Raw genomic sequence first — 23,832 nt, forward strand, 5'->3', positions numbered from 1 at the left:
GGAGGTTGGCCCCTGTCGATCTTCGCCGGAGCCGTGCACGGGCGCCCCATATTTCCGCGAGGTCTCAACTCGGAAAAGACCCACCGGCAAACCTGCATTCGATCTTGCTCCGTTGGCGGGAAGTGGACTATACCTGTCGGCGTCTGCCAAGCCGTTCGACGGCCGTGGACTGGCAGGACCCGGGGGGGAAATCGGGAGGCAGCGGACCGTGTCACATACACCTACCGTCGCGTCGTCCCACTGAATCCCCCACGCACGACCCCAGCTTGACCTAACCGCGGTGCCGGGGAGGATCCGGTTCACCGCCTGAGTCCTGGAGAAGGCGAGGACTTGAGCATGGGATCCACTTCCGCCGAGAACAGCAGCCCCGAGGGTGTCGGCCGCCGTGATCTGATCAAGCGGTCGGCTGCACTCGGCCTGATCTCCGTACCGACGATGAGCTTCCTGTCCGCATGTGCGAGCGGCGGAGGCGATGACAACAACTCCGGCGACAAGGGCACCGGCAAGACCAGCAAGACCAACCCCTTCGGCCTGGAGAAGGGCGGCAAGCTCGATGTCGTCGTCTTCAAGGGTGGATACGGCGACGACTACGCCAAAGCCTGGGAAGCCGCCTTCGACAAGAAGTGGGGCACCACCACCGCCCACACCGGTACCCAGGAGATCACCGGCAAGCTCCAGCCGCGCTTCAACGGCGGCAACCCGCCGGACATCGTCGACGACTCCGGTGCCCAGCAGATCAAGCTGGACGTGCTCTACAAGAACGGCAACCTGCTCGACCTGGCCTCGGTCCTCGACGCGCCGTCCATCGACGACCCGAGCAAGAAGGTCCGCGACACGCTCATCCCCGGCACGCTCGACCCGGGCCTGCAGGGCGGCAAGGTCGTGGCCCTCAACTACATCTACACGGTGTGGGGTCTGTGGTACTCCGGCAAGCTCTTCAAGGAGAAGGGCTGGGAGGTGCCGAAGACCTGGGACGACTTCCTCGCCATCTGCAAGGACGCCAAGTCGCAGGGCATCGGCGGCCTCGCCCACCAGGGCAAGTACCCGTACTACATCAACGTCGCCATCATGGACCTGATCGCCAAGAAGGGCGGTCTGGACGCCATGAAGGCGATCGACAATCTCGACCCCAAGGCGTTCGTCGGGTCCGACGCGGCGGCGGCGGCCATCGAGGCGATCTACGAGGTCGTCGAGAAGGGCTACCTGATGCCGGGCACCAATGGCCTGACGCACACGGAGTCGCAGACCCGCTGGAACCAGTACAAGGCCGCGTTCATCACCTGCGGTTCCTGGCTGGAGAACGAGCAGCTCAAGCAGACCCCGGCCGACTTCGACATGAAGTTCATGCCGATGCCCAGCCTGCCCGACAGCAAGCTGCCGTTCGAGGCGATCCGGGCCGGCTCGGGCGAGCCCTTCATCATCCCCGCGAAGGCCGCGAACCTGCCCCAGGCCAAGGAGTTCATGCGCTCCATGCTCTCCAAGGAGTGGTCGACGCTCTTCGCCCAGAAGGCCAACTCGCTCACCATCCTCAAGGACGGCGTGAGCGCCGGCGTGACGCTGCGCCCGGGTACGCAGTCGACCGTTGAGGCTTCGAAGGCGGCGGGCGACAATACCTTCAACTACCTGTACCCCAACTGGTACAGCGAGATGGACGTCTCCATTCAGAACGCGTCCAACGAGCTGATGGCCAAGCGAATTCAGCCGAAGGAATGGCTGAAGCGGGCCCAGGCGGCCGTCGACAAGGCGGCCAAGGACCCGGCGTCCAAGAAGAACCACCGCGACTGATCACGCACACCCGGAACACCAGGGTTACGCACACCCGGAACACCAGGGGCAGGATGCCATGCGAAAAGGGCAGTACCGGTTCGTCGCGGGGTTTCTCCTCGCACCTTTGGCGCTGTATCTGATCTTCGTGATCTGGCCGTACATACAGACCATCGGCTACTCCTTCACCGACTGGCGGGGCCAGTCGCAGACCTTCAGTTTCGTCGGCCTGGACAATTACAAGGCGTTGTTCCAGGACGACGTATTCCTGAAGGCGATCTGGCACAACATCCTGTTCCTGGTGTTCATCCCGGTGATCACCATCCTGCTCGCCCTCTTCTTCGCCTTCATGGTGAACGCGGGCGGGCGGGGCCGCGCCGGCGGTGTGTCGGGCGTCGCGGGGTCCCGCTTCTACAAGATCGTCTACTTCTTCCCGCAGGTCCTGTCGCTCGCGATCGTCGCGGTGCTCTTCGGAGCGCTCTACCGCAGTGACAGCGGCGGTCTGCTCAACGGCCTGCTGATCAAGCTGGGCCTGGTCGACGCGAACAATCCCGTCGAGTGGATGAACGAGCCCAACCTGGTGCTCTGGTGCCTGATGGCGGTGGTCGTCTGGCACGGCGTCGGCTTCTACCTGGTGCTGTTCTCCGCCGCCATGCAGTCCATCCCGAGGGACATCTACGAGGCCGCCCTGCTCGACGGCGCAAGCCGCACCCACACCTTCTTCCGCGTCACCCTGCCGCTGCTGTGGGACACCGTGCAGACCGCCTGGGTCTATCTCGGCATCATCGCGATGGACATGTTCGTCCTCGTCTCGACCATGACCCAGGGAACGGGATACGGCGGCGGACCCGACCACCACAGCGAGGTCATGGCGAACGTCATGATGCGCAACTTCCTCTACTACGGAAAGAGCGGCTACGCCTGCGCCATGGGCGTCATCATGCTCCTCCTCACCCTGATCCTGTCCGTGGTCACGCTGCGCGCCACCCGCCGCGAGCGCATCGAGTTCTGAGCGGGAGACAGACGACTATGAGCGCACCCATCACCGAGCCGACGAAGGTCGACGGCGACGGCGTACCCCCGCAACGAGCGGTCAAGAAGGCGCCGCCGCGCCCCGGCGACCGGCGCACCGAGGGACTCTCCCTCAATGTCTTCTCGCACGGATTCCTCATCCTGTGGGCCGTGCTGATCATCCTGCCGCTGCTCTGGCTGATCCTGAGCTCCTTCAAGACCGACGCGCAGATCGGCGGCTCCGCCCTCGGCTGGCCCTCGAACTGGCAGCTGGACGTCTTCAGCAGAGCCTGGAACAAGGGCATCGGCGACTACTTCGCGAACACCCTCATCGTGCTGGTGTTCTCGGTCCCGCTGACCATGCTCTTCGGCTCGATGGCGGCGTACGTGCTGGCCCGCTACGAGTTCCCGGGCAACCGGCTCATCTACTACTTCTTCGTCGGCGGGGCGATGTTCCCCGTCTTCCTCGCGCTGGTGCCGCTGTTCTTCATGGTCAAGCGTCTCGACATGTTGAACACGTACCAGGGGCTGATCCTGGTGTACGTCGCCTACTCGATGCCGTTCACCGTGTTCTTCATGCACGCCTTCTTCCGCACGCTGCCCACGGCGGTCTTCGAGGCGGCGGTGCTCGACGGGGCCTCGCACACCCGGGCGTTCTTCCAGGTCATGCTGCCGATGGCCAAGCCGGGACTGCTGAGCGTCGGCATCTTCAACGTGCTCGGCCAGTGGAACCAGTACATCCTGCCGTCCGTCCTGATGCAGCCGCAGAACAGTTCGGATCCGGAACGCTACGTTCTCACCCAGGGCCTCATCCAGCTCCAGCAACAGCAGGGGTATGCCACCGACCTCCCCGTCCTCTTCGCGGGTGTGACGATCGCGATGATCCCCATGCTCGTCGTGTACCTCTCCTTCCAGCGCCAGGTCCAGGCAGGGCTCACCTCGGCCACCCTCAAGTAGCGCCCCGACCCATCCTTCACGTACGCCACCTCCGACCCAGGGGTGGCGTACGCGTGTCCGGACGGTGACGGAAACGGAATACGGCTCAACGGACCCGATTTCCGTCAAGGACTTGACTGCGGTAACCCGTTCAGCGGAGCTTGGAGTTCACAACTTGTAAGTGACCCGGGTTCCATTGCTGTGACCTGGATCACACGGGCGGCATCGGGGCCGCCCGGCTGAGGGCAGGAGTGGATGAGTCGATGGAGACTCCGGGGTCGCAGTCGTCGCTGCACCGAGCCAATCTGGAGCGCGTCGTACGTGCGGTGCGCCTTGCCGGTTCGCTCACGCAGGCGGAGATCGCGAGGACGACGGGCCTGTCCGCCGCGACCGTTTCCAATATCGTCCGGGAGCTCAAGGACGGCGGAACGGTCGAGGTGACACCCACTTCGGCGGGCGGCCGCAGGGCCCGCAGCGTCAGTCTGAGCGGGGACGCCGGCATCGTCATCGGGGTCGATTTCGGGCATACGCATTTGCGCGTCGCGGTCGGGAATCTCGCCCACCAGGTACTGGCCGAGGAGTCCGAGCCGCTGGATGTGGACGCCTCCGCCGCGCAGGGCTTCGACCGGGCGGAAGAGCTGGTCAACCGCCTGATCGCGGCAACCGGGGTCGACCGGTCCAAGATCGCGGGTGTCGGGCTCGGCGTGCCCGGCCCGATCGACGTGGAGTCGGGGACCCTGGGGTCCACCGCCATCCTGCCGGGCTGGACCGGCGCGAAGCCCGCCGAGGAGCTGCGGGGGCGGCTCGGCGTGCCCGTGTACGTGGACAACGACGCCAACCTGGGCGCGCTCGGCGAGATGGTCTGGGGGAGCGGGCGCGGGGTCAAGGACCTGGCGTACATCAAGGTCGCCAGCGGTGTCGGCGCGGGTCTGGTGATCGACGGCAAGATCTACCGCGGGCCTGGCGGTACCGCGGGAGAAATCGGTCATATCACTCTTGATGAATCCGGCCCCGTCTGTCGCTGCGGCAACCGGGGCTGTCTGGAGACCTTTGCGGCGGCGCGCTATGTGCTGCCGCTCCTGCAGTCCAGTCACGGCACCGATCTGACCATGGACGGCGTGGTCAGGCTGGCGCGGGACGGGGATCCGGGCTGTCGTCGGGTGATCGCCGACGTCGGTCGTCACATCGGCAGTGGAGTCGCGAATCTCTGCAATTTGCTCAACCCGAGCCGGGTGGTCCTCGGTGGCGATCTCGCCGAGGCCGGGGAACTGGTTCTCGGGCCCATCAGGGAGTCGGTCGGCCGCTACGCGATCCCCAGCGCCGCACGTCAACTCTCGGTGTTGCCAGGGGCACTTGGCGGCCGCGCGGAGGTCCTCGGGGCACTCGCTCTCGCGCTCAGCGAGATGGGTGATTCGACCCTTTTGGACGGATCGCTGTCTACTGTTGCCCCCGCCTTCACTTAGAGAACGCATGGCACCGTTGCCATCTCGTTAAGTATTTACTTCTTGACGTCGCACGTGTGGCCGAGTTGACTTCCAGCCACCTCGGCCGCAACGACGCGGCCTCGTCAGGGAGGTTTCTGAAGTGAACACGCGTATGCGTCGTGCCGCCGTTGCCGTTGCCGCTGGTGCGATGGCCGTCTCGCTGGCCGCCTGTGGCAGTGCCAAGGAGTCCGGTGACAAGAGCGACAGCTCCAGCTCTGCCAAGAAGGGCGACGCGATCAAGGTCGGTCTGCTCCTTCCCGAGAACCAGACCGCGCGTTACGAGAAGTTCGACAAGCCCCTGATCGAGAAGAAGATCAAGGAGCTGACGAACAACAAGGGCGAGGTCGTCTACGCCAACGCCAAGCAGGACGCCAGCACGCAGAACCAGCAGGTCGACACGATGATCACCAACAAGGTGGACGTGCTGATCGTGGACGCTGTGGACGCTGCCGCCATCAAGAACTCGGTCCAGAAGGCCAAGGACGCCGGCATCCCGGTCGTGGCCTACGACCGTCTCGCGCAGGGCCCGATCGACGCCTACACCTCGTTCGACAACAAGACCGTCGGCAAGACGCAGGGCGAGGCCCTCCTCAAGGCTCTTGGCTCCAAGGCCAAGGACGGCAAGATCGTCATGATGAACGGGTCGGTCACCGACCCGAACGCCGCTCAGTTCAAGGCCGGCGCCCACGAGGTGCTCGACGGCAAGGTGAACATCGGCAAGGAGTACGACACCAAGGAGTGGAAGCCGGAGAACGCCAACTCCAACATGGAGGGCGCCATTTCGGCTCTCGGCAAGAAGAACATCATCGGCGTCTACTCCGCCAACGACGGCATGGCCGGCGGTATCATCACCGCCCTGAAGGCCGCGGGCCTCTCCGTCCCGGTCACCGGCCAGGACGCCGAGCTCGCGGGTGTGCAGCGCATCGTCGCCGGTACGCAGTACATGAGCGTCTACAAGCCCTACGCCCCCGAGGCCGACGCCGCCGCCGAGATGGCCGTCGCGCTCGCCCAGGGCAAGTCGCTCGACACGATCGCCAAGGACAAGGTCGACAGCCCGACCACCAAGGGCGTCCCGTCGGTGCTCGTCGCCGTCACCTCGCTGACCAAGGACAACATCAAGGACACCGTCATCAAGGACGGCGTCTACACGGTCAACGACATCTGCACCACCGCGTACAAGGCCGACTGCGACAAGATCGGTCTGAAGTAAGCCACCGCAAGTCTCTATCCACGTACGGGAATTCGTTCTTGAATTCCCGTACGGGACTTGCGTACTGAGCCCCTCCGGCGCCCCGCATTCAACAGCCCCGCAAGCTAGGCGGGGCGCCGGACGGAACAACCCCCCTCCACAAACTTCTGCACAACCTCCCGCCGGGTCAGGCGGCGAAGGAGATGGTTCACGTGTCCGCTACGCCTGTCCTGGCGTTGCGCGGGGTCTCCAAGCGATTCGGTGCCGTCCAGGCGCTCACCGACGTAGAGCTTGAGGTCCACGCCGGTGAAGTGGTCGCCCTGGTGGGCGACAACGGCGCCGGAAAGTCCACGCTGGTGAAGACGATCGCCGGCGTGCACCCCATCGATGAGGGCGTCATCGAGTGGGACGGCAAGGCCGTCCAGATCAACAAGCCGCACGATGCGCAGAACCTGGGCGTCGCGACCGTCTACCAGGACCTCGCGCTGTGCGACAACATCGACGTCGTCGGCAACCTCTACCTGGGCCGCGAGCTGAAGAAGCGCGGTGTCCTGGACGAGGTGGAGATGGAGCGCCGCTCCCGCGAGCTGCTGGACACGCTGTCCATCCGCATCCCCAGCGTCCGTATCCCGATCGCCTCGCTCTCCGGCGGTCAGCGCCAGACCGTGGCGATCGCCCGTTCGATGCTCGGCGAGCCCAAGCTCGTCATCCTCGACGAGCCCACCGCGGCCCTCGGCGTCGAGCAGACCGCACAGGTCCTCGACCTGGTCGAGCGGCTGCGCGAGCGCGGTCACGCCGTGCTCCTCATCAGCCACAACATGGCTGACGTCAAGGCCGTGGCCGACAAGGTCGCCGTCCTGCGCCTGGGGCGCAACAACGGCGTCTTCGAGGTCAAGTCGACCTCCCAGGAAGAGATCATTTCCGCCATCACGGGCGCCACGGACAACGCCGTGACCCGTCGTGCGGCGCGCAGCAATGGGGAGGCTCAGAAGTGAGCATCGACAAGACCTCCGCCACCCCCGAGGACCACGCCGTGGAGAACCCGGAGGCGGCCGCCGCGGCGGTCACCGCCGTCGACCCCCGGCTGCTCGTTCGCGAGCAGGGCTTCGCGGGCTACATCTCCGAGTTCAAGCGGAAGATGAAGTCCGGCGACCTGGGTTCCATCCCGGTCGTGATCGGCCTGATCATCATCTGGGCGATCTTCGCCAGCCTCAACTCGAACTTCCTCACCGCGGGCAACCTCTCCGACATCTCCGTCGCCATGGTCGGCACGGGCATGATCGCCGTCGGCATCGTCTTCGTACTGCTGCTCGGCGAGATCGATCTGTCGGTGGGTTCGGTCTCCGGTGTCGCGGGTGCCGCCTTCGCGGTGCTGAATGTCACGCACGGCATGAACGAGTGGCTCGCCTTCGTGCTGGCCATCCTCACCGGTACGGCAGCCGGTGCGATCCATGGCTTCGTCTTCGCGCGCATCGGTGTGCCGGCCTTCGCCGTCACGCTGGCGGGTCTGCTGTTCTGGAACGGCTTCATGCTCCAGATCCTCGGCAGCAACGGCACCATCAACCTGGACAGTGAGGGCGTCGTCGCCAAGCTGACCAGCTACTACTTCACCGATGTGGCCGCCGCCTACGCGCTCGCGATCGCCGTGACCGCTGTGTACTTCCTCACCTCCTTCTTCGGCAACCGCCGCCGCGAGGCCGCGGGTGTGCCGTCCCGGCCGGTGAACGAGATCATCGTGCGCACCGCGCTCCTGGCGATCCTCTCCTTCGCCGTGGCGATCCTCTACAACCAGTACAAGGGTCTGCCGCTGGCCGTGGTGATCTTCGTCGCGGTGCTGCTCCTTACGGACTTCGTGCTGCGCCGTACCTCGTACGGGCGCAAGATCTTCGCGCTCGGCGGCAGCGTCGAGGCCTCCCGGCGTGCGGGTATCAATGTGGAGATGGTCCGGATCTCGGTCTTCGCGATCTCCGGTACCTTCGCCGCGATCGGCGGTCTGTTCATCGCCTCGAAGATCGCCTCCGCCAACCAGGGCGCGGGCGCCGGTGACCTCCTGATGAACGCCATCGCGGCGGCCGTCATCGGTGGCACCAGCCTCTTCGGTGGCCGTGGCCGCACCTGGAACGCGCTGCTCGGTGTACTCGTGATCGTCTCGATCCAGTACGGCCTGGCCCTGGAGGGCATCGCCTCTCCGGTCCAGTACATGATCACCGGTGGTGTGCTTCTCGCCACGGTCGTCATCGACGCCGTCACCCGCAAGACCCAGAAGACGGCAGGCCGCGCCTAGCGGTCCGGCCTCTTCCGGCCCTGGACGAAGTGCCCGGTACCAACGGCGGTACCGGGCACTTCCATGTCCGTACCCGGGGACTTCCCCGTACGGGAACGGGGCGTGCGAACCGCCGTAAAGGGAACGTGCGCATGGATGATTTACGGCCGAACGCGCGACGTACAACGCGGAGCCCGGGCGTCGCCGTGAAAGGCGGAACATTAGACTCGACAGACCCGGCAAAGCTCGAACAGCTCTACTGCAAGGAGGCACGGGTGCCGCTGCTGACCCGCATCAGGGGACCGCGCGATCTGGACCGGCTCAGCCTGGAGCAGCTGGACCAGCTGGCCGGCGAGATCAGGACCTTTCTCGTCGAAGCGGTCTCCAAGACAGGCGGCCACCTCGGCCCCAACCTCGGTGTCGTGGAGCTCACCATCGCCCTGCACCGCGTCTTCGAGTCGCCGAAGGACAAGGTGCTGTGGGACACGGGCCACCAGTCCTACGTCCACAAGCTGCTCACCGGCCGTCAGGACTTCTCGAAGCTGAAGATGAAGGGCGGCCTGTCCGGCTACCCCTCGCAGGCCGAGTCCGAGCACGACGTCATCGAGAACTCGCACGCCTCCACGGTCCTCGGCTGGGCCGACGGCCTCGCGAAGGCCAACGAGGTGCGCGGCAAGAGCGACCACGTCGTCGCCGTCATCGGTGACGGCGCCCTCACCGGCGGCATGGCCTGGGAGGCGCTCAACAACATCGCCGACGCCAAGGACCGCCCCCTGGTCATCGTCGTCAACGACAACGAGCGTTCGTACGCCCCCACGATCGGCGGCCTCGCCAACCACCTGGCGACCCTGCGCACCACGGACGGCTACGAGCGCTTCCTGGCCCGCGGCAAGGACCTCCTGGAGCGCACCCCGGTCGTCGGCAGGCCTCTCTATGAGACCCTGCACGGCGCCAAGAAGGGCCTCAAGGACTTCATCGCCCCGCAGGGCATGTTCGAGGACCTGGGCCTGAAGTACGTCGGCCCGATCGACGGCCACGACATCGAGGCCCTGGAGTCGGCGCTCGCCCGCGCCAAGCGCTTCGGCGGCCCGGTGATCGTGCACTGCCTCACCGAGAAGGGCCGCGGCTACCAGCCCGCCCTCCAGGACGAGGCCGACCGCTTCCACGGCATCGGCCCCATTCACCCCGACACGGGCCTGCCCATCAAGGCGTCGGGTGCCGACTGGACCTCCGTCTTCGGCGACGAGATGGTCGAGCTCGGCAAGGAACGCAAGGACATCGTCGCGATCACGGCGGCGATGCTGCAGCCGGTCGGCCTGAAGAAGTTCGCGGACGCCTTCCCGAACCGCATCTACGACGTAGGCATCGCCGAGCAGCACGGCGCCGTCTCCGCGGCGGGCCTCGCCACCGGCGGACTGCACCCCGTCTTCGCCGTCTACGCGACCTTCCTCAACCGCGCCTTCGACCAGGTGCTGATGGACGTGGCCCTGCACAAGTGCGGCGTCACCTTCGTCCTGGACCGGGCGGGCGTCACCGGCACCGACGGCGCCTCGCACAACGGCATGTGGGACATGTCGATCCTTCAGGTCGTGCCGGGCCTCAGGCTCGCCGCGCCGCGCGACGCCGACCAGGTCCGCGCCCAGCTGCGCGAGGCCGTCGACGTGAAGGACGCGCCGACCGTGGTCCGCTTCTCCAAGGGCGCGGTCGGCCCGGCCGTGCCCGCCGTGGGCCGGATCGGCGGCATGGACGTGCTGCGCGCCCCGGGCACCGACGTGCCCGACGTGCTGCTCGTCTCCGTCGGCGCGCTCGCGCCGATGTGCCTGGAGATCGCCGACCTCCTGGACAAGCAGGGCATCTCCACGACGGTCGTCGACCCGCGCTGGGTCAAGCCGGTCGACGAGGCCATGGCCCCGCTCGCCGAGCAGCACCGCGTGGTCGTCACCGTCGAGGACAACTCCCGTGTCGGCGGCGTCGGTTCGACGATCGCGCAGGCTCTGCGCGACGCGGGCGTCGACATCCCGCTGCGCGACTTCGGCATCCCGCCGCGCTTCCTCGACCACGCCTCCCGCAAGGAGGTCATGGCGGAGATCGGTCTGACCGCGCCGGACATCGCCCGCCAGGTCACCGGCCTCGTCGCCAAGCTCGACGGGCGCTTCGACCGCACGACGGCGCAGGCCGTGGACTCGGTGGAACCCGCGCGCGACTGACGTACTCGCCGGGTCCGATGGGCCGGTTTCAGCACCCTGTACGGGTGGTGAAACCGGCCCTTTCGCGTGAATCCACTTATCTCGGGGCATACGCAGCACGAGCCCTCTCGATCATGTCGAGGACGACGAGCGTGGGAGGTACGGTCGTGAGCAGCACCCTCTTCAGAACGAAGAAGGTCGAACAGTCGATCTTGGACACTGAGGAGCCGGAGCACGCACTCAAGAAGTCGCTGTCCGCTCTGGATCTCACCGTCTTCGGCGTCGGTGTCATCATCGGCACCGGCATCTTCGTCCTCACCGGCAAGGTCGCCAAGGAGAACGCGGGCCCGGCGGTCTCCCTGGCCTTCGTCGTGGCCGGCGTCGTCTGCGCACTCGCCGCGCTCTGCTACGCGGAGTTCGCCTCCACGGTCCCGGTGGCCGGATCCGCGTACACCTTCTCGTACGCCTCCCTCGGCGAACTGCCTGCCTGGACCATCGGCTGGGACCTGGTCCTGGAGTTCGCGCTCGGCACGGCGGTGGTCGCCGTCGGCTGGTCCGGCTACATCCGCTCGCTCATGGACAACGCGGGCTGGCACATGCCGGAGTCGCTCAGCGGCCGGGAGGGCGCCACGGGGTTCGGCTTCGACATCCTGGCCGCGGCCCTGGTGCTGGTGCTCACCGTCATCCTCGTGCTCGGCATGAAGCTGTCCGCGCGCGTCACCGAGGTCGTCGTCGCCATCAAGGTGACCGTGGTCCTCATCGTGATCATCGCGGGTGCCTTCTTCGTCAAGTCCGCCAACTACAAGCCGTTCGTCCCGAAGGCCCACGCGGTGGAGGCGGCCGGCAATCTCAAGGCGCCGCTCATCCAGCTGATGTTCGGCTGGGCGCCGTCCAACTTCGGTGTGATGGGCATCTTCACCGCCGCCTCCGTGGTCTTCTTCGCCTTCATCGGCTTCGACGTCGTGGCCACCGCCGCCGAGGAGACCAAGAACCCGCAGCGGGACATGCCGCGCGGCATCCTCGGCTCGCTGTTCATCTGCACCGTGCTGTACGTCGCCGTGGCGATCGTGGTGACCGGCATGCAGCACTACACCCAGCTGTCCGTGGACGCCCCGCTCGCCGATGCCTTCAAGTCCCTCGGGCACCCTTGGTACGCGGGCGTGATCAGCTTCGGCGCCGCCGTCGGCCTGACCACCGTCTGCATGATCCTGCTCCTCGGCCAGACCCGGGTGTTCTTCGCGATGAGCCGTGACGGACTGCTGCCGCGCTTCTTCTCCCGCGTCCACCCCCGCTTCAAGACCCCCCACCGGCCGACGATCCTGCTCGGTGTGATCATCGCGATCCTGGCGGGCTTCACCAGCCTCAGCGAACTCGCCGAACTGGTGAACATCGGCACGCTCTTCGCCTTCGTCGTCGTCGCCATCGGCGTGATCATCCTCCGCCGTACCCGCCCCGACCTGCACCGCTCCTTCCGCACGCCGTGGGTGCCGTTCCTCCCGATCGTGTCCGTCCTCGCCACGCTGTGGCTGATGCTGAACCTGCCCGCCGAGACCTGGCTCCGGTTCGCCATCTGGATGGTGATCGGCTTCGTCGTCTACTTCCTGTACGGGCGTTCGCACAGCCGCCTGGGCCGTCACGAGGAGACGACGGTGGGCCAAGTGCTGAGGCCGCCGGGCCGGGGCGCCGAGTAATCGGCCCGGTTGATGCTCCGGCCCCGTATGTCCCGCTTCGATGGAGACTGCGGGGCCGGATAGCGTGCACCGTATGCTCGCCGAGCTCCTGGGATCACCACGCTCCGTAGCCGAGTCGCGAGGATCGGGCCGCGGCTACTGGAGACGACTGCTGCCCGCCCTCGCGGTGCTGGTCTGCCTCACCCGTGCCCCCTCCTTCGTACGACCGCTGTGGAACCCGGACGAGGGCTATCTCGCGGTACAGGCGCGGCTGCTGGCGAACGGGGGAGAGCTGTACGAGACGGTCGTGGACCGCAAGCCGCCGCTCGTGCCGTGGCTGTACGAGGCGGCGTTCGCGGTGTGCGGCTCCGGCTCGCTCACCTCGGTACGGCTCCTCGCGGTGCTGGCCCAGCTGTCGACCGCCGTGCTGCTGGCGTCCCTGGCCCGGCGCCGCTGGGGCGCGGCGGCCGGGCGTACGGCGGGCGTGCTGTATCTGCTGGCCTCCATCGGGCTCAACCCCGAGGACGCGCAGGCCGCGACCTTCGAGGTCTTCATGCTGCCGTGCACGGCCGCGGCGATGTGGTGCGCGGACCGGCGCCGCTGGGGCGCGGCAGGGCTCGCCGTCGGGTGCGCGCTGCTGGCGAAGCAGACGGGTGGGGCGGTGCTGGTGCCGGTGGTGTGGCTGCTGTGGCGGTCCGCGGCGGCGCCCCGAAGCGGCCTGGTCCGGCTGGGAGTTGGGCTGGCCCTTCCCGTACTGAGCGCGGCGTTGCTCACCGACCCGGCGGGGTTCCTGTTCTGGACGGTCACCGGGTCGGGCGCGTACGCCTCCTTCACCGGCTCCGAACTCCATGTCCTGGTGCGAGGGTTGGTCAACACCGGGATCCTGGCGGTGGCCTGCGCGGGCCTGATCCCTCCGGTGGTACGGGTCCTGCGCGTCGCTCGCACCGGGTCGGCGGAGCTCTGGCTGTGGCTGGCCTCGTCGGCGGGGGCGGTCATGCTGGGCTTCCACTTCTTCGGCCACTACTACCTGCAACTCATCCCGTCGCTGGCCCTGTTGGCGACGGCCGCGCTGCAGATCCTGCCCCGTGACCGGCTGGTGACCGCGCTGCTCACCTCGGCCTGCTGCTGCACGCTGTTCCTGACCTGGGGGCTGCTCGCGCCGCGCCCCGAACTCACCCACGCGCAGCGGCTCGCGGACACGGTGGCCCGCCGTACGGACCCCGGTGACCGGGTCCTGGTGTGGGGCATACACCCCGAGACGTACTGGCTCGCCGACCGCACCCCCGCCAGCCGCTATCTGACCGCCGGGCTCCTCACCAACTACAGCGGCGGGCGCGACGGCCCGCAGGTCGGAGAGAAGTACGCCGTCGCGGGCGCCTGGCCGGTGTTCCGGCAGGAGATGAGCGCGCACACCCCCGACCTGGTGGTGGACGACTCCCGCGGCAAGCCGTACGCCCCCGACCGCGTCCCGAGCCTGCGCCGCCTGCTGGCCGCACGCTACGAGGAGGTGGGGAGGGTCGACGGGGCGGTGCTGTACGCCCGGGTGCCGGGGGAGTGAGGAGCGCGGTGCTCCAGTCAGCCCAGTACGGCGCGCGGCCCGGTGACCTGGGCGCCCATTTCTGCCACCCGGCGCCGCAGTTCGCGGTCGGCCGTCACGACCAGGCAGGGGCGGTCGCCGGCCGCCGCCGTGAGTTCCACGATGAGGTCGTCGCCGCTGCCGGGCGCCTGCTCCACGCGCACCCCGGGCACGGAAGCCACGCCCCGGGCCGCGCCCTCGACCACCAGGATCAGCTCCAGCGGCCCGGCCAGGCCGCCCGCTCCGGACCGCGCGAACGGCACCAGCCGGTCCCGCAGGCGTTCGGCGGCGGCGCGGCGGTCGCGCCACCAGCCGTCGGGCACGGATCCGACGACGTTCGCGCCGTCCACGACGAGCAGTGGCAGGGGGGTGGCCGGGTCCGTGCCGCCCGGGGTGTCTCGGTCGTCCGCGCCGTCCGTCATGCCCTCAGATTGTCATGTCGCCCAGCGGCGTGTGATCTCGCTGACTGCGGTGGCCGCGCGCTCGGCGGGCGGGCCGTCGACGCGCACCTCGGGCGCGAACTCGACGTGCAGGAAGGGAACGTGTGCGGCGTCGGCGGTCCGGCCCTCCACGTTCTCCTCGCCCTCCAGCGGGCAGTGCCGCACCCAGGCTCGGCACACGTGGAAGCCGTGCGCGCGCAGGGCGTCGGCCAGACTGCGGCCGTCCGCGCGGCCCGCCGATCCGGCACCGGTGGAGGCGACCACGTCGTAGCCGGGGGCGGAGGAGGCGGCCATTCCGTGCAGCTGGACCCCGGGCATCCCGCGGCGGACCAGCTCGGCGCAGATGGCGTAGAAGACGGTGTCCCGACGGTGTGCCACGTCCGCGGAGTTCCCGCGTTCGGCTTTGCGATGTGCTCCTGCAAGCACCAGGACGCCGTCGGGAGAGTCGCGCAGGACGCGCACGCCCAGCTGCTCGGTGCCGTGGTCGGCGACCGGATGCGGGACCTGGACCGACCAGCGCGGACGGTGGTCCAGGTCTATGTAGACCCGGCCCCAGCCGCGCGGCGTCACGGCGTCGTCGGTGCGGTCGGCCACTTCGGTGTAGCGGTGTTTGGAGACCCGGTCGAAGACGGTGCGCACCGTGAAGTCGCGTTGAGAAAGCAATCGTTCCGCTTGTTCGCGGTGGCCGTCGAGGAGCAGGCCGACGGCCTCGGCGATGGCCGTACGGTCCGCTCGGCCGGGCTGCCGGTAGCCGTGGCCCGGGCCGAAGCGGCTGGTGTAGTCCTCCACCTCGCGCGCCAGGTCGACCTGCTGGGCACCCGGGTCGGAACGGGGGCCGGGAGCGGCGTCACCTGCGTCGTGGGTGGCGCGGAGCACAGCGGTCAACCCGCCGGCCAGACCAGCGATAACCAGTAGAATTGTTGCGATCGTTATGATGCGCGAGCGAGTGGCTCTCATGGTTGTACCAAGATATCCCGGTGAACAAATGCCGTAGCCGCACCCTGCTGACCCTGCTGATCCCGCTCCTCCTGGTCGCCGCCGTCGCCGGCTGCGGCCTCGTCCCGGACGACGGGGGCGACAAGGGCGGCGGGCGTTCCTTCACCGTTGCGGCGGCCGGGGACATCCTGATGCATCCCGAGCTGGTCGACCAGGCCCGCAAGGACGCCAAGCGCACCGGCAAGGGCGTGGCCGGGCTGGACTTCGGGCCGATGATGGCCGGGATCAAGCCGGTGATCAGCAAGGCCGACCTGGCGATCTGCCACTTCGAGCCGGTGATGGGAACCGAGAAGGGCCCGTTCGAGGGCTTCCCGGACTTCCAGGTGCCGCCGCAGACCGCGAAGACCATCAAGGACCTCGGCTACGACACCTGCTCCACCGCCTCCAACCACACGCTCGACCACGGGTACACCGGTGTGAAGCGCACCCTGGACGCGCTGGACGCCGCCGGCGTGAAGCACACGGGCTCCTTCCGTACTCAGAAGGAGGCGCTCACCCCGCTGATCATGACCGTCAAGGGCGTGAAGGTCGCGCAGATATCGTTCGCGTACGGCTTCAACGAGCCGCACCAGCTGCCGAAGGGCAAGCCGTGGCTCGCCAACCAGCAGAGCCTCGGCCGGATCAAGGCCGCCGAGCAGCGGGCCCGCAAGGCCGGCGCCGAGGTGGTGATCCTCTCCCTGCACTGGGGCCACGAGCACGAACCGAGCGCCACCGCCGCGCAGCTCTCCTTCGCCCGGCAGCTCGCCCGCAACACCGGCATCAACCTGGTCATCGGCCACCACGCGCACGTCGTCCAGCCGATGGAGAAGGTCAACGGCCTCTGGGTCGCCTACGGCATGGGGAACCAGATCGCCCGGCACGAGCAGCCGACGGGGCTGACCGAGGAGGGCGTGATCGGGTGGTTCACGTTCACCGAGCACGGCAAGGGCCACTGGGAGGTCCAGCCCCGCTTCGAGCCGACGATGCTGCAGATCCCGCCGGACGCCGAGAATGCCACGGACGGCGGCAAGGCGACTTACGGCGGCGACGACGTCCGGGACTACCGCCTGCTGGACGTGCCCGCCGCGCTCCGGGACGACCCCGACCTCACCGACGGGCAGCGGGCCCGGCTGCGGCTCGCCTTCGAGCGCACCGAAGGCACCGTATACAACCGCGGCGCGGCCAAGGACGGCCTGAAGCCGCTGACTCGGCTGCCCTGACGGAGGTCGCCGCCGCCCGACGTGACGTGCACGTATGCCCAGTCCTGACCGCATAAACGCGGATGTTACGCAGATCACATCGCTTGGTGCGCAACGTTACGGGGCTCTTACCTATCTGAGTGCTGTGGGCAGACCTGTGCAACTGGTGTGCCCACAGCGCACACATCTCCGAAACGCCGTCCCTGGAAACCGTCCCTGCTTCCCTGTGCGGACCGACCACCGCACACCCTGAGAGGACCCTCCCTTGGCGTCACCGCCCCCGTCGCGGCAGCACCGAGCCCGCCGACGAGCCGACATGTCGCTGATCGGAGGCATCCGCCCGCCGATCGCGGTCCTGTCGGTGCTGCTGCTGTCGCTCGCCGGTATCACGGCACTCGTGCTGGGCCGCGTCGACAACGGCGGGGTGCCGAAAGCGGTGCAGACCTCTCAGCAGCACTTCGCGGAGGACGGCGCCATCGCGCTGCGTGCCTCCATCGACGAGTCCGTCACCGACCTCACCCGGTCCGCCGCGCTGTTCAGCGCCGGCCAGCCGGTCTCCGGCGACGCCGTCCTCGACAAGCTCGGCAGCACCTACCAGAAGTGGACGGGCACCGCCGTCGTCGAGATCCGCACCGGCAAGCTGGTCGCGGCCCGCGGCGAGACCGTCCCGCTGACCTCGGTGAACACCTCCGCCCTCGGCGACGAGGGCGGACTCGCGCCGCGCATGGTCCGGCTGAAGAACGGCGAAGCGCGGCTGCTGTCCTTCGCGTTGCTGTCCTGGCCGGGCAAACCGCAGCTGCTGCTGGTGGCCTCCAACAACCTGACGTTCCCCGGCATCAGCCTCGGCCAGTTCCGGTCCATCGCCGTGGTCGACCGCGACGGCGCGATCCTCAGCAGCGACGGCATCCCGGAGCCCGAGCAGGTACGCACCAGCGCCGACCGCAAGGACATCACCGTCTCCCGCAAGCAGCTGAAGGCCTTCGCCCAGCTCGCCGCCCGCAAGGCCCAGCAGGACCCGCGCAGCAGCAAGGAGCCCGGCACCAGCGGCTACCAGGGCGTCAGCGGCAGCCTGGTCGGCGGGCGCGTGCTGAGCGACCGGTCCGTCGCCGGATACGCCACGCTGGCCGCACCCGACCCCGGGCAGGTCACGACCGCCTCCGGCCTTGGCCTGTCCGTGGTGGCCATGGTCAAGGTGGCCGAGGACCCCACCCGTACTCAATCCCTGGTGGTCGGCCTGCTGGCGGGCGGCGCGCTCCTCGTGGTCGGCGCCATCGCCGTGGCGGTGCTGCTGGGCACCGTGCAGCGCCCGCTGATCCGCCTGTTCCTGGAGTCCCGCCGACTCACCCGCGGAGATCTGACCCGGCCCGTCACCGTCCCCGGCTACGGCGAGGCGCGCCGCGTCGGCCACGCCCTGGAACAGCTGCGCCGCCAGCTGCTCGGCGACAGCGCCGATGCCACCGGCCCCACGCCGCGCCCACGCGGACTGCGCCGGATCGGCACCCGGGCCCTGCTCGCGGTATGCGCGGTGCTGCTGCTGGCCTGGTCGGCACCGCTGATGCTGCTGATCAACCGCGCCGACAGCACGGCCGTAGTACCGCAGCAGCTCGTCAGCGACCAGCGCGAACGCACCGACACGCTCAGCGACCGGGTGCGCCGCGCGCTCAACGAGGGCAGCGCCGACCTGGAGTCGGTCGGCTCCCTCATCGGCAACCGCACCGAACCCGAGGCCATGGAGAAGGTGCTGGAACGCACCCTCGACGAGAACCGGCGCTACCGCTCCCTCTACGTCGTCGACTCCTCCGGCGAGATCCTGGCCCGGAAGGGCAAGGACCCCAAGATGATCCGCTCCCACCGGGTCTCCGACACCCCGATCCGGCTGCTGGGCCGCGGTGGCAAGGAGCCCGTCGTCGTCGCCAACGCCGAGATCCCCGGCCGGGACGGCGCGCAGCTGGTCGGCGAGTTCCGCGTCGAGTTCCTCAACGCCCTGCTGACCCGGCCGGGTATGGGCGTGGTCCGCCTCGTCGACGACCACAGCAAGGTCATCGCCGGCAACACGGGCTTCCTCGCCTTCCAGGGGCTGCCCGACGACCACCTCGAGGACCTGGTCGCGGCCAGCGCCCAGCGGCTCGGCAAGAAGGCCCGCGCGAACGGCGTGCTCTACCGCGAGCACGGCGTGCGGATCGCCGCCGCCGCCCCGTTCGCGGGCAGCGGCCCCGCCGAGTCCCTCGGCTGGAGCGTGGTCAGCTGGCAGCCCGCCAACCGGCTCGCCATCCCCGAGTACGACACGCAGAACCGCACCGTGCTCGCCGGGCTGCTCGGCGCCGCCGCGGCCGTCGGCTGCCTGGGCTGGCTGCACATCGTGGTGGCCCGGCCGCTGCGCTCGCTGGCCGACCGGGCCGAGGCGCTGGCCGGCGGCGACCGCAAGACCGTGCTGTTCCCGCAGCACCACGACGAGGTCGGTGCGGTCACCCGCTCCCTGGAACTCATCCGGCAGCAGCTGCAGGACCAGCGTCGGCAGCAGCCCCGCCGCACCCCGCCCCAGGCGTCCGCGCCGCAGCAGTACACAAGGAACTGATCGCCCGTGCTCTTCCTCTACACCGTGCTGCTGGTGTGCTGCGCGATCCTGCTCGTCGCGGGCATCGTGGAGCAGCGGCGGCACTTCACCAACCTGGACCACATACCCACCCGGGTCCTGGTCAACGGCATCCGCGGCAAGTCGTCCATCACCCGGCTGTGCGCGGGCGCCCTGCGCGGCGGCGGGCTGACGACCGTGGCCAAGACCACCGGTACCGCGGCCCGGTTCATCCACCCCGACGCCACGGAGGAGCCGGTCTACCGCAAATTCGGCATCGCCAACGTGGTCGAGCAGATCGGCATCGTGCGGCGCGCCGCCGCGTACCAGCCGGACGCGCTCGTCATCGAGTGCATGGCCGTCATGCCGGCCCTGCAGGAGATCAACCAGTCCAAGCTGATCCGCTCCACGATCGGCGTGCTGTGCAACGTCCGCGAGGACCACCTCGCCGAGATGGGCCCCACCCTGGACGACGTGGCGCGCTCGCTGTGCCGCTCGATGCCGGAGGACGGCATCTGCGTCACCGCCGAGAAGGACCGCTTCCACATCCTCCAGGAGGAGGCCGACGCCCGGAACTGCCGGCTCATCTACGCCGACCCGGAGACGGTCAGCGACGAGGAGCTGCGCGGCTTCAGCTGGTTCACCTTCAAGGAGAACGTGGCCATCGCGCTGACCGTCGCCGAACTCCTCGGCATCGACCGGGAGACGGCCCTGCAGGGCATGTACGAGGCCCCGCCGGACCCCGGTGTCCTCTCCGTCGAGCGCTATCTGACGCCCGAGGGGAAGAAGCTGCGCTTCGCCAACGTCTTCGCGGCCAACGACCCCGAGTCGACGCTGATGAACATCAACCAACTGCTCGACCTCGGCGCCGTCCACCGCCCGCTCAACGTGGTCATCAACTGCCGCCCCGACCGCGTCGAACGCAATGGGCAGATGGGCGAGATCATCCCCGACCTCGACCCCGAGCGCGTCTTCGTCATCGGTCACCCGGCCAAGTCCGCGATCGACGCCATCCCCGCCGAGTTCCGCTCGCGCGCCGTCGACCTCGGCGGTGACAAGCGCGACCCGGAGGAGTTCATGGCCCGGCTGCTGGAGCAGCTCGGCCCGGACTCCTCGCTGGTCGCGATCGGCAACATCCACGGCCAGGGCGAGATCCTGCTGGAGCACCTCGCCGAACTCCCGCCGGACGACAGCGCCGACGAGCCCGTGGCCGAGGCCCCGGCCGGCCGCGCCGGGGCGGCGCCCGCCGTGGTCGAGCACGTCGAGACCGTGCAGCTGTACGCGCCCCGCATCGACCCCTACCAGGGTTACTCGGAGGCGTACGAGACGCGCTACGGGCAGCAGCCGTACGTCCCGCAGCTCCCCGTGCAGCGCGACGCCGTACACCCGTACCCGGACTCGGAGCGGGTGAGCCAGGCCGGGTATGCCCAGCCGTACCCGGACGACGCCTGGACGCAGCAGTACCACGGTGACCAGCCCGCCCCCGCCGCGCCGCAGGCGCACCTGGACAGCGACCCCTTGCTCGGACAGGTCCCGCCCCGCGGGCTGTTCGAGCCCCGCCTTCCTCCCCAGCCTTCCGCCGACGACAGCCAGCAGCAGTGGCACAGCCCAGGAGAACAGCGTTGATCCCCTCCGTCCTCACCCCCGAGATCGCCGCGATCGGCATCGGCCTGGGTTTGATGTTCTCGCTGATGTGTTACCTGACGACCAACCTGTCGCCGGGCGGCATGATCACGCCCGGCTGGCTCGCGCTGACCCTCATCGAGGATCTGCAGCGGGCCGCGCTGGTCGTCGGCGTGACTGTCCTGACGTACGTCGCCACGCTGCTGATGCAGCGCTTCGTGATCCTGTACGGCAAGCGTCTGTTCGCGGCCGTGGTGCTCAGCGGTGTGCTCATCCAGGCCACCGTGATCATCGTGCTGCAGATGGAGTTCCCGCTGCTGTACGCCAACCAGACGCTCGGGTTCATCGTCCCGGGCCTGATCGGCTACCAGCTGGTCCGCCAGCCCAAGGGCGCGACACTGCTGTCCGTCGGATCGGTCACCCTCGCCACCTATGTGGTGCTGACCGCCGGCATCCTGCTGGGCGCCATGCCCTCCGCCTGATCCGCCTGTCTGTTCCCGACGCATACCAGGAGCCCTCACCATGCCGAAGCGCAAAGGCCGCCCCGTCGTCCACACGGCGACGGTGCTCGCGCTGCTCGCGGGCAGCGCGTACTTCACGTACGAACTGCGCAAGGACGAACAGGCGAAGGTGCCGGCCGGCCAGACGGTCACCGACAACGCCCTGCAGAACTCGGGCAAGGCGACCGGCAAGCAGACCTGGGAGCGGCTGAACGACCCGGCGCGTTCCGTGCTGCGCGACGCCAAGGGCGCGGTCATCGCCACCTTCACCGACGGCGCCCGCACCGCCACCCTCAAGGGCCCGTCCCGTACCTTCACCGAACCGGCCAACACCAGCACCAAGGTGGTCACCGACGACTGGGTCCGTCTCATGCCGGAGCCCTGGACCAAGGGCGCCCAGGACCAGCAGTGGTTCAAGGACTGGTTCAAGCAGTTCTACGGCAGCCAGGAGGACGACGTCTTCGCGATCGCCTTCCAGTACGTGCAGGGCGCGCCGGTGAAGAAGGACTCCGGGGGCGTGCCGTACGAGGGCGACGCGGTGTTCGGCCCGTACAAGGCGGATGGTGTGGACCGCCTGGAGCAGAACGACTTCTACGACTACCTCGGCATCCCGTACACCTTCCGCAACGGGACCACGATGGAACCGCGCACGGAGCGCTACCGCGCGCTGGACTGCTCCGGCTTCATGCGGATGGTGTGGGGCTACCGGTCCCGCTACCCGCTGATGGCCACCGACACCCTCGGGGACGGCCTGCCCCGCTCGGCCAACGGCATGGCCCGCTCCAAGGTCGGCGTCGACATCATCAAGCTTCAGGGCCCCGCTCCCTGGTACACCCGCCCGAAGAACATCGACACGCTGCAGCCGGGCGACCTGCTGTTCTTCAAGATGGACCACCGCACCGCCGACCACATCGACCACGTCGGCCTCTACCTGGGGCTGGACACCGAGGGCCACAAGGTCTTCGTCTCCAGCCGCAAGGAGCAGAACGGCCCGACGATCGGCGACAAGGGCGGTGTCTCCCGCATCGACGGCAACGGCTTCTACGCCGGGCTGTTCCGCAGCGCCAAGCGCCTGTGAGCGGGCGATGGGCGTCCCCCTGGTCATGGGGGTCCCCCCGATCGAGCGAAGTCGAGAGTGGGGGAGAAGCCGAGAGCTCGGGGGAGGGTCTCGGCGACCGCTCCGTCCCCGATTAAAGTGAACCGGTGAACGGCGACTGGCTCATACGCGGCCGCGACGGCAGGCTCAGTGCTTACCTGCTGTCGGAGGCCGCCGTCCGCTGCCGGGCTGAGCGCGGCACCGGCGGCCCCTGGGACCCTCCGCGCACCGTGGGCGGCGACCAACGGCTGCATCCCGTGCTCGCCGTGGGCCAGGGCCCCGACGGCTACGCCCACCTCGTCTCCTGGCGCCCGACGGTCCGCGACGAGTCGGGCCTCGTGCACTCCACGCACTTCCGGCCGCGCCTCGCCGCCCTCGACTGGAACCCGATCGGGCACCCCGACAGGACGGGCGGCCGGACCGGTACGCCCGCCGTCGCGGTGGACGCGCAGGGGCGCGCCCATGTCTTCGTACGCAACAAGGGCGGCGGAGTGAGCATGCTCGCCCAGAAAGAGAAGGGCGGCTGGGGTCCTTGGCGCGACCTCAAGGGACGTGAGGTGCGGGAGGACCTGGCGGCGGTGACGGGCGAGTCCGGCCGCGTCGAGCTGTACGCGGCCGTCCCGGGCGGCATCCTGCACTGGCGCCAGGAGGAGCCGGGCGAGCAGCCGGTCCTGGAGGAGGCCCTGGAGACGCCGGTACGCCCCGGCACCCTCCGAGCCCTCGCCACCTCCCCGGAGTCCACCACCCTCTTCTTCACCGACGAGTCCGGCGACCTGTGCGCCTGGCGCTCCGGCGGCAAGCCGGTGCCGCTGCTCGCCGGCGCGGGGCCCGGCCCCGTGTCCGCCATCCGCTGCGAACTCGACGGCCACGACTGCACGTTGCTCGCCCAGCGCTCCGCGAGTGGGCGCGTGGTGTTCGCCGCGTATCCGACCGAGGAGGAGACGGCGGGGGCGTGGTGGACCGAGTCCGGGCCGCAGCTTCCCGCCGACGCGCGGGTGTCGTTGGCGGAGGACGAGGACGGGCGGGTGGTAGCGGCGAGCCTTTCGCCCGCGAGCGGGGAACTCCTCCTCACCCGTCGCAAGACCGAGCCGGGGCTGGCGTTGGAGGCGTGGCGACCGGTGTGAGGGGAGTTTCTTCCGCCCCCTCCGCCCCTGCCCACTCCCGTACTTGGGGGCTGCGCCCCCAGACCCCCGCTCAAAAGATTGCGCAGTTCCCCGCGCCCCTGATCAGGGGCGCGGGGAACTGCGCGAACGGGGTCTGGGGCGGAGCCCCAGGTCGGGACGGGCAGGGGCGGAGGGGGCGAAAAACCTCTGGCCCGGCACCAACGCCGGGTGCCCCGCACACCACG

At 68.8% G+C, this 23,832-nt stretch carries 18 protein-coding genes; 16 read left to right on the plus strand and 2 right to left on the minus strand.

The window, feature by feature from the left end; genetic code table 11:
* Nucleotides 1–336: 336 nt before the first annotated feature.
* The 10 genes from ngcE (at nt 337) to ACZ4RZ_RS27355 (ending at nt 14,061) form a co-directional block, all read left to right on the plus strand.
* Complete coding sequence (gene ngcE / locus ACZ4RZ_RS27310; RefSeq protein ID WP_467748430.1) at nt 337–1,785, plus strand: N-acetylglucosamine/diacetylchitobiose ABC transporter substrate-binding protein; 1,449 nt, start codon at nt 337–339, stop codon at nt 1,783–1,785.
* Between the two features lie 58 nt (nt 1,786–1,843).
* Nucleotides 1,844–2,776 carry a carbohydrate ABC transporter permease gene (locus ACZ4RZ_RS27315; RefSeq protein ID WP_467748432.1) on the plus strand — a complete coding sequence of 311 codons (933 nt, stop codon included), beginning with the start codon at nt 1,844–1,846 and terminating at the stop codon, nt 2,774–2,776.
* 17 nt (nt 2,777–2,793) lie between these two features.
* Nucleotides 2,794–3,732 (plus strand): carbohydrate ABC transporter permease, encoded by a 939-nt coding sequence (locus ACZ4RZ_RS27320; protein ID WP_467748434.1) that lies wholly within the window; start codon nt 2,794–2,796, stop codon nt 3,730–3,732.
* Between the two features lie 242 nt (nt 3,733–3,974).
* Nucleotides 3,975–5,174 carry an ROK family transcriptional regulator gene (locus ACZ4RZ_RS27325; RefSeq protein ID WP_467748435.1) on the plus strand — a complete coding sequence of 400 codons (1,200 nt, stop codon included), beginning with the start codon at nt 3,975–3,977 and terminating at the stop codon, nt 5,172–5,174.
* A 133-nt stretch (nt 5,175–5,307) separates the two neighbouring features.
* Nucleotides 5,308–6,405 carry a substrate-binding domain-containing protein gene (locus ACZ4RZ_RS27330; RefSeq protein ID WP_467748628.1) on the plus strand — a complete coding sequence of 366 codons (1,098 nt, stop codon included), beginning with the start codon at nt 5,308–5,310 and terminating at the stop codon, nt 6,403–6,405.
* A gap of 182 nt (nt 6,406–6,587) precedes the next feature.
* A complete protein-coding gene (locus ACZ4RZ_RS27335; protein WP_467748437.1) occupies nt 6,588–7,379 on the plus strand; it encodes an ATP-binding cassette domain-containing protein in 792 nt (263 codons plus the stop codon).
* The gene (locus ACZ4RZ_RS27340) at nt 7,376–8,668 is read left to right on the plus strand and encodes a sugar ABC transporter permease (protein ID WP_467748438.1); all 1,293 of its coding nucleotides are present in this window, start codon (nt 7,376–7,378) and stop codon (nt 8,666–8,668) included. The genes ACZ4RZ_RS27335 and ACZ4RZ_RS27340 overlap by 4 nt, the downstream gene beginning before the upstream one ends.
* 254 nt (nt 8,669–8,922) lie before the next feature.
* Nucleotides 8,923–10,854, plus strand: coding sequence for a 1-deoxy-D-xylulose-5-phosphate synthase (dxs, locus tag ACZ4RZ_RS27345; RefSeq protein ID WP_467748439.1), 1,932 nt, complete (start codon nt 8,923–8,925; stop codon nt 10,852–10,854).
* 146 nt (nt 10,855–11,000) lie between these two features.
* The gene (locus tag ACZ4RZ_RS27350) at nt 11,001–12,524 is read left to right on the plus strand and encodes an amino acid permease (RefSeq protein ID WP_467748440.1); all 1,524 of its coding nucleotides are present in this window, start codon (nt 11,001–11,003) and stop codon (nt 12,522–12,524) included.
* 73 nt (nt 12,525–12,597) lie between these two features.
* Entirely contained in the window at nt 12,598–14,061 is a 1,464-nt protein-coding gene (locus ACZ4RZ_RS27355; RefSeq protein WP_467748442.1) for an ArnT family glycosyltransferase, read from the plus strand.
* A gap of 17 nt (nt 14,062–14,078) precedes the next feature.
* Here ACZ4RZ_RS27355 and ACZ4RZ_RS27360 read toward each other — a convergent pair whose 3' ends face one another.
* Entirely contained in the window at nt 14,079–14,501 is a 423-nt protein-coding gene (locus ACZ4RZ_RS27360) for a PIN domain-containing protein (RefSeq protein ID WP_467748444.1), read from the minus strand.
* A gap of 12 nt (nt 14,502–14,513) precedes the next feature.
* Complete coding sequence (locus ACZ4RZ_RS27365) at nt 14,514–15,395, minus strand: hypothetical protein (protein ID WP_467748630.1); 882 nt, start codon at nt 15,393–15,395, stop codon at nt 14,514–14,516.
* A gap of 101 nt (nt 15,396–15,496) precedes the next feature.
* On the opposite strand from ACZ4RZ_RS27365, the gene ACZ4RZ_RS27370 reads away from it, so the two are divergent.
* From ACZ4RZ_RS27370 to ACZ4RZ_RS27395, 6 genes are all read left to right on the plus strand, one after another.
* Nucleotides 15,497–16,714: a CapA family protein gene (locus tag ACZ4RZ_RS27370; RefSeq protein WP_467748446.1), complete on the plus strand. Its 1,218-nt coding sequence runs from the start codon at nt 15,497–15,499 to the stop codon at nt 16,712–16,714.
* Between the two features lie 295 nt (nt 16,715–17,009).
* Complete coding sequence (locus tag ACZ4RZ_RS27375) at nt 17,010–19,268, plus strand: HAMP domain-containing protein (RefSeq protein WP_467748448.1); 2,259 nt, start codon at nt 17,010–17,012, stop codon at nt 19,266–19,268.
* A 6-nt stretch (nt 19,269–19,274) separates the two neighbouring features.
* Nucleotides 19,275–20,891 carry a poly-gamma-glutamate synthase PgsB gene (pgsB, locus tag ACZ4RZ_RS27380; RefSeq protein WP_467748449.1) on the plus strand — a complete coding sequence of 539 codons (1,617 nt, stop codon included), beginning with the start codon at nt 19,275–19,277 and terminating at the stop codon, nt 20,889–20,891.
* The gene (locus ACZ4RZ_RS27385; RefSeq protein ID WP_467748450.1) at nt 20,888–21,370 is read left to right on the plus strand and encodes a poly-gamma-glutamate biosynthesis protein PgsC/CapC; all 483 of its coding nucleotides are present in this window, start codon (nt 20,888–20,890) and stop codon (nt 21,368–21,370) included. The genes pgsB and ACZ4RZ_RS27385 overlap by 4 nt, the downstream gene beginning before the upstream one ends.
* A gap of 40 nt (nt 21,371–21,410) precedes the next feature.
* The gene (locus ACZ4RZ_RS27390; RefSeq protein ID WP_467748451.1) at nt 21,411–22,466 is read left to right on the plus strand and encodes an NlpC/P60 family protein; all 1,056 of its coding nucleotides are present in this window, start codon (nt 21,411–21,413) and stop codon (nt 22,464–22,466) included.
* Between the two features lie 125 nt (nt 22,467–22,591).
* Nucleotides 22,592–23,608, plus strand: coding sequence for a hypothetical protein (locus tag ACZ4RZ_RS27395; protein WP_467748453.1), 1,017 nt, complete (start codon nt 22,592–22,594; stop codon nt 23,606–23,608).
* Nucleotides 23,609–23,832: the final 224 nt, after the last annotated feature.

The organism is Streptomyces sp. NPDC027189 (genome assembly GCF_055566975.1).

Coding starts and splice junctions, on each gene's coding strand:
- ngcE (WP_467748430.1), top strand. CDS start 337: ATGGGATCCACTTCCGCCGAGAACAGCAGCCCCGAGGGTGTCGGCCGC.
- ACZ4RZ_RS27355 (WP_467748442.1), top strand. CDS start 12,598: ATGCTCGCCGAGCTCCTGGGATCACCACGCTCCGTAGCCGAGTCGCGA.
- ACZ4RZ_RS27315 (WP_467748432.1), top strand. CDS start 1,844: ATGCGAAAAGGGCAGTACCGGTTCGTCGCGGGGTTTCTCCTCGCACCT.
- ACZ4RZ_RS27335 (WP_467748437.1), top strand. CDS start 6,588: ATGGTTCACGTGTCCGCTACGCCTGTCCTGGCGTTGCGCGGGGTCTCC.
- ACZ4RZ_RS27360 (WP_467748444.1), bottom strand. CDS start 14,501: ATGACGGACGGCGCGGACGACCGAGACACCCCGGGCGGCACGGACCCG.
- ACZ4RZ_RS27320 (WP_467748434.1), top strand. CDS start 2,794: ATGAGCGCACCCATCACCGAGCCGACGAAGGTCGACGGCGACGGCGTA.
- ACZ4RZ_RS27325 (WP_467748435.1), top strand. CDS start 3,975: ATGGAGACTCCGGGGTCGCAGTCGTCGCTGCACCGAGCCAATCTGGAG.
- ACZ4RZ_RS27390 (WP_467748451.1), top strand. CDS start 21,411: ATGCCGAAGCGCAAAGGCCGCCCCGTCGTCCACACGGCGACGGTGCTC.
- ACZ4RZ_RS27375 (WP_467748448.1), top strand. CDS start 17,010: ATGTCGCTGATCGGAGGCATCCGCCCGCCGATCGCGGTCCTGTCGGTG.
- ACZ4RZ_RS27330 (WP_467748628.1), top strand. CDS start 5,308: ATGCGTCGTGCCGCCGTTGCCGTTGCCGCTGGTGCGATGGCCGTCTCG.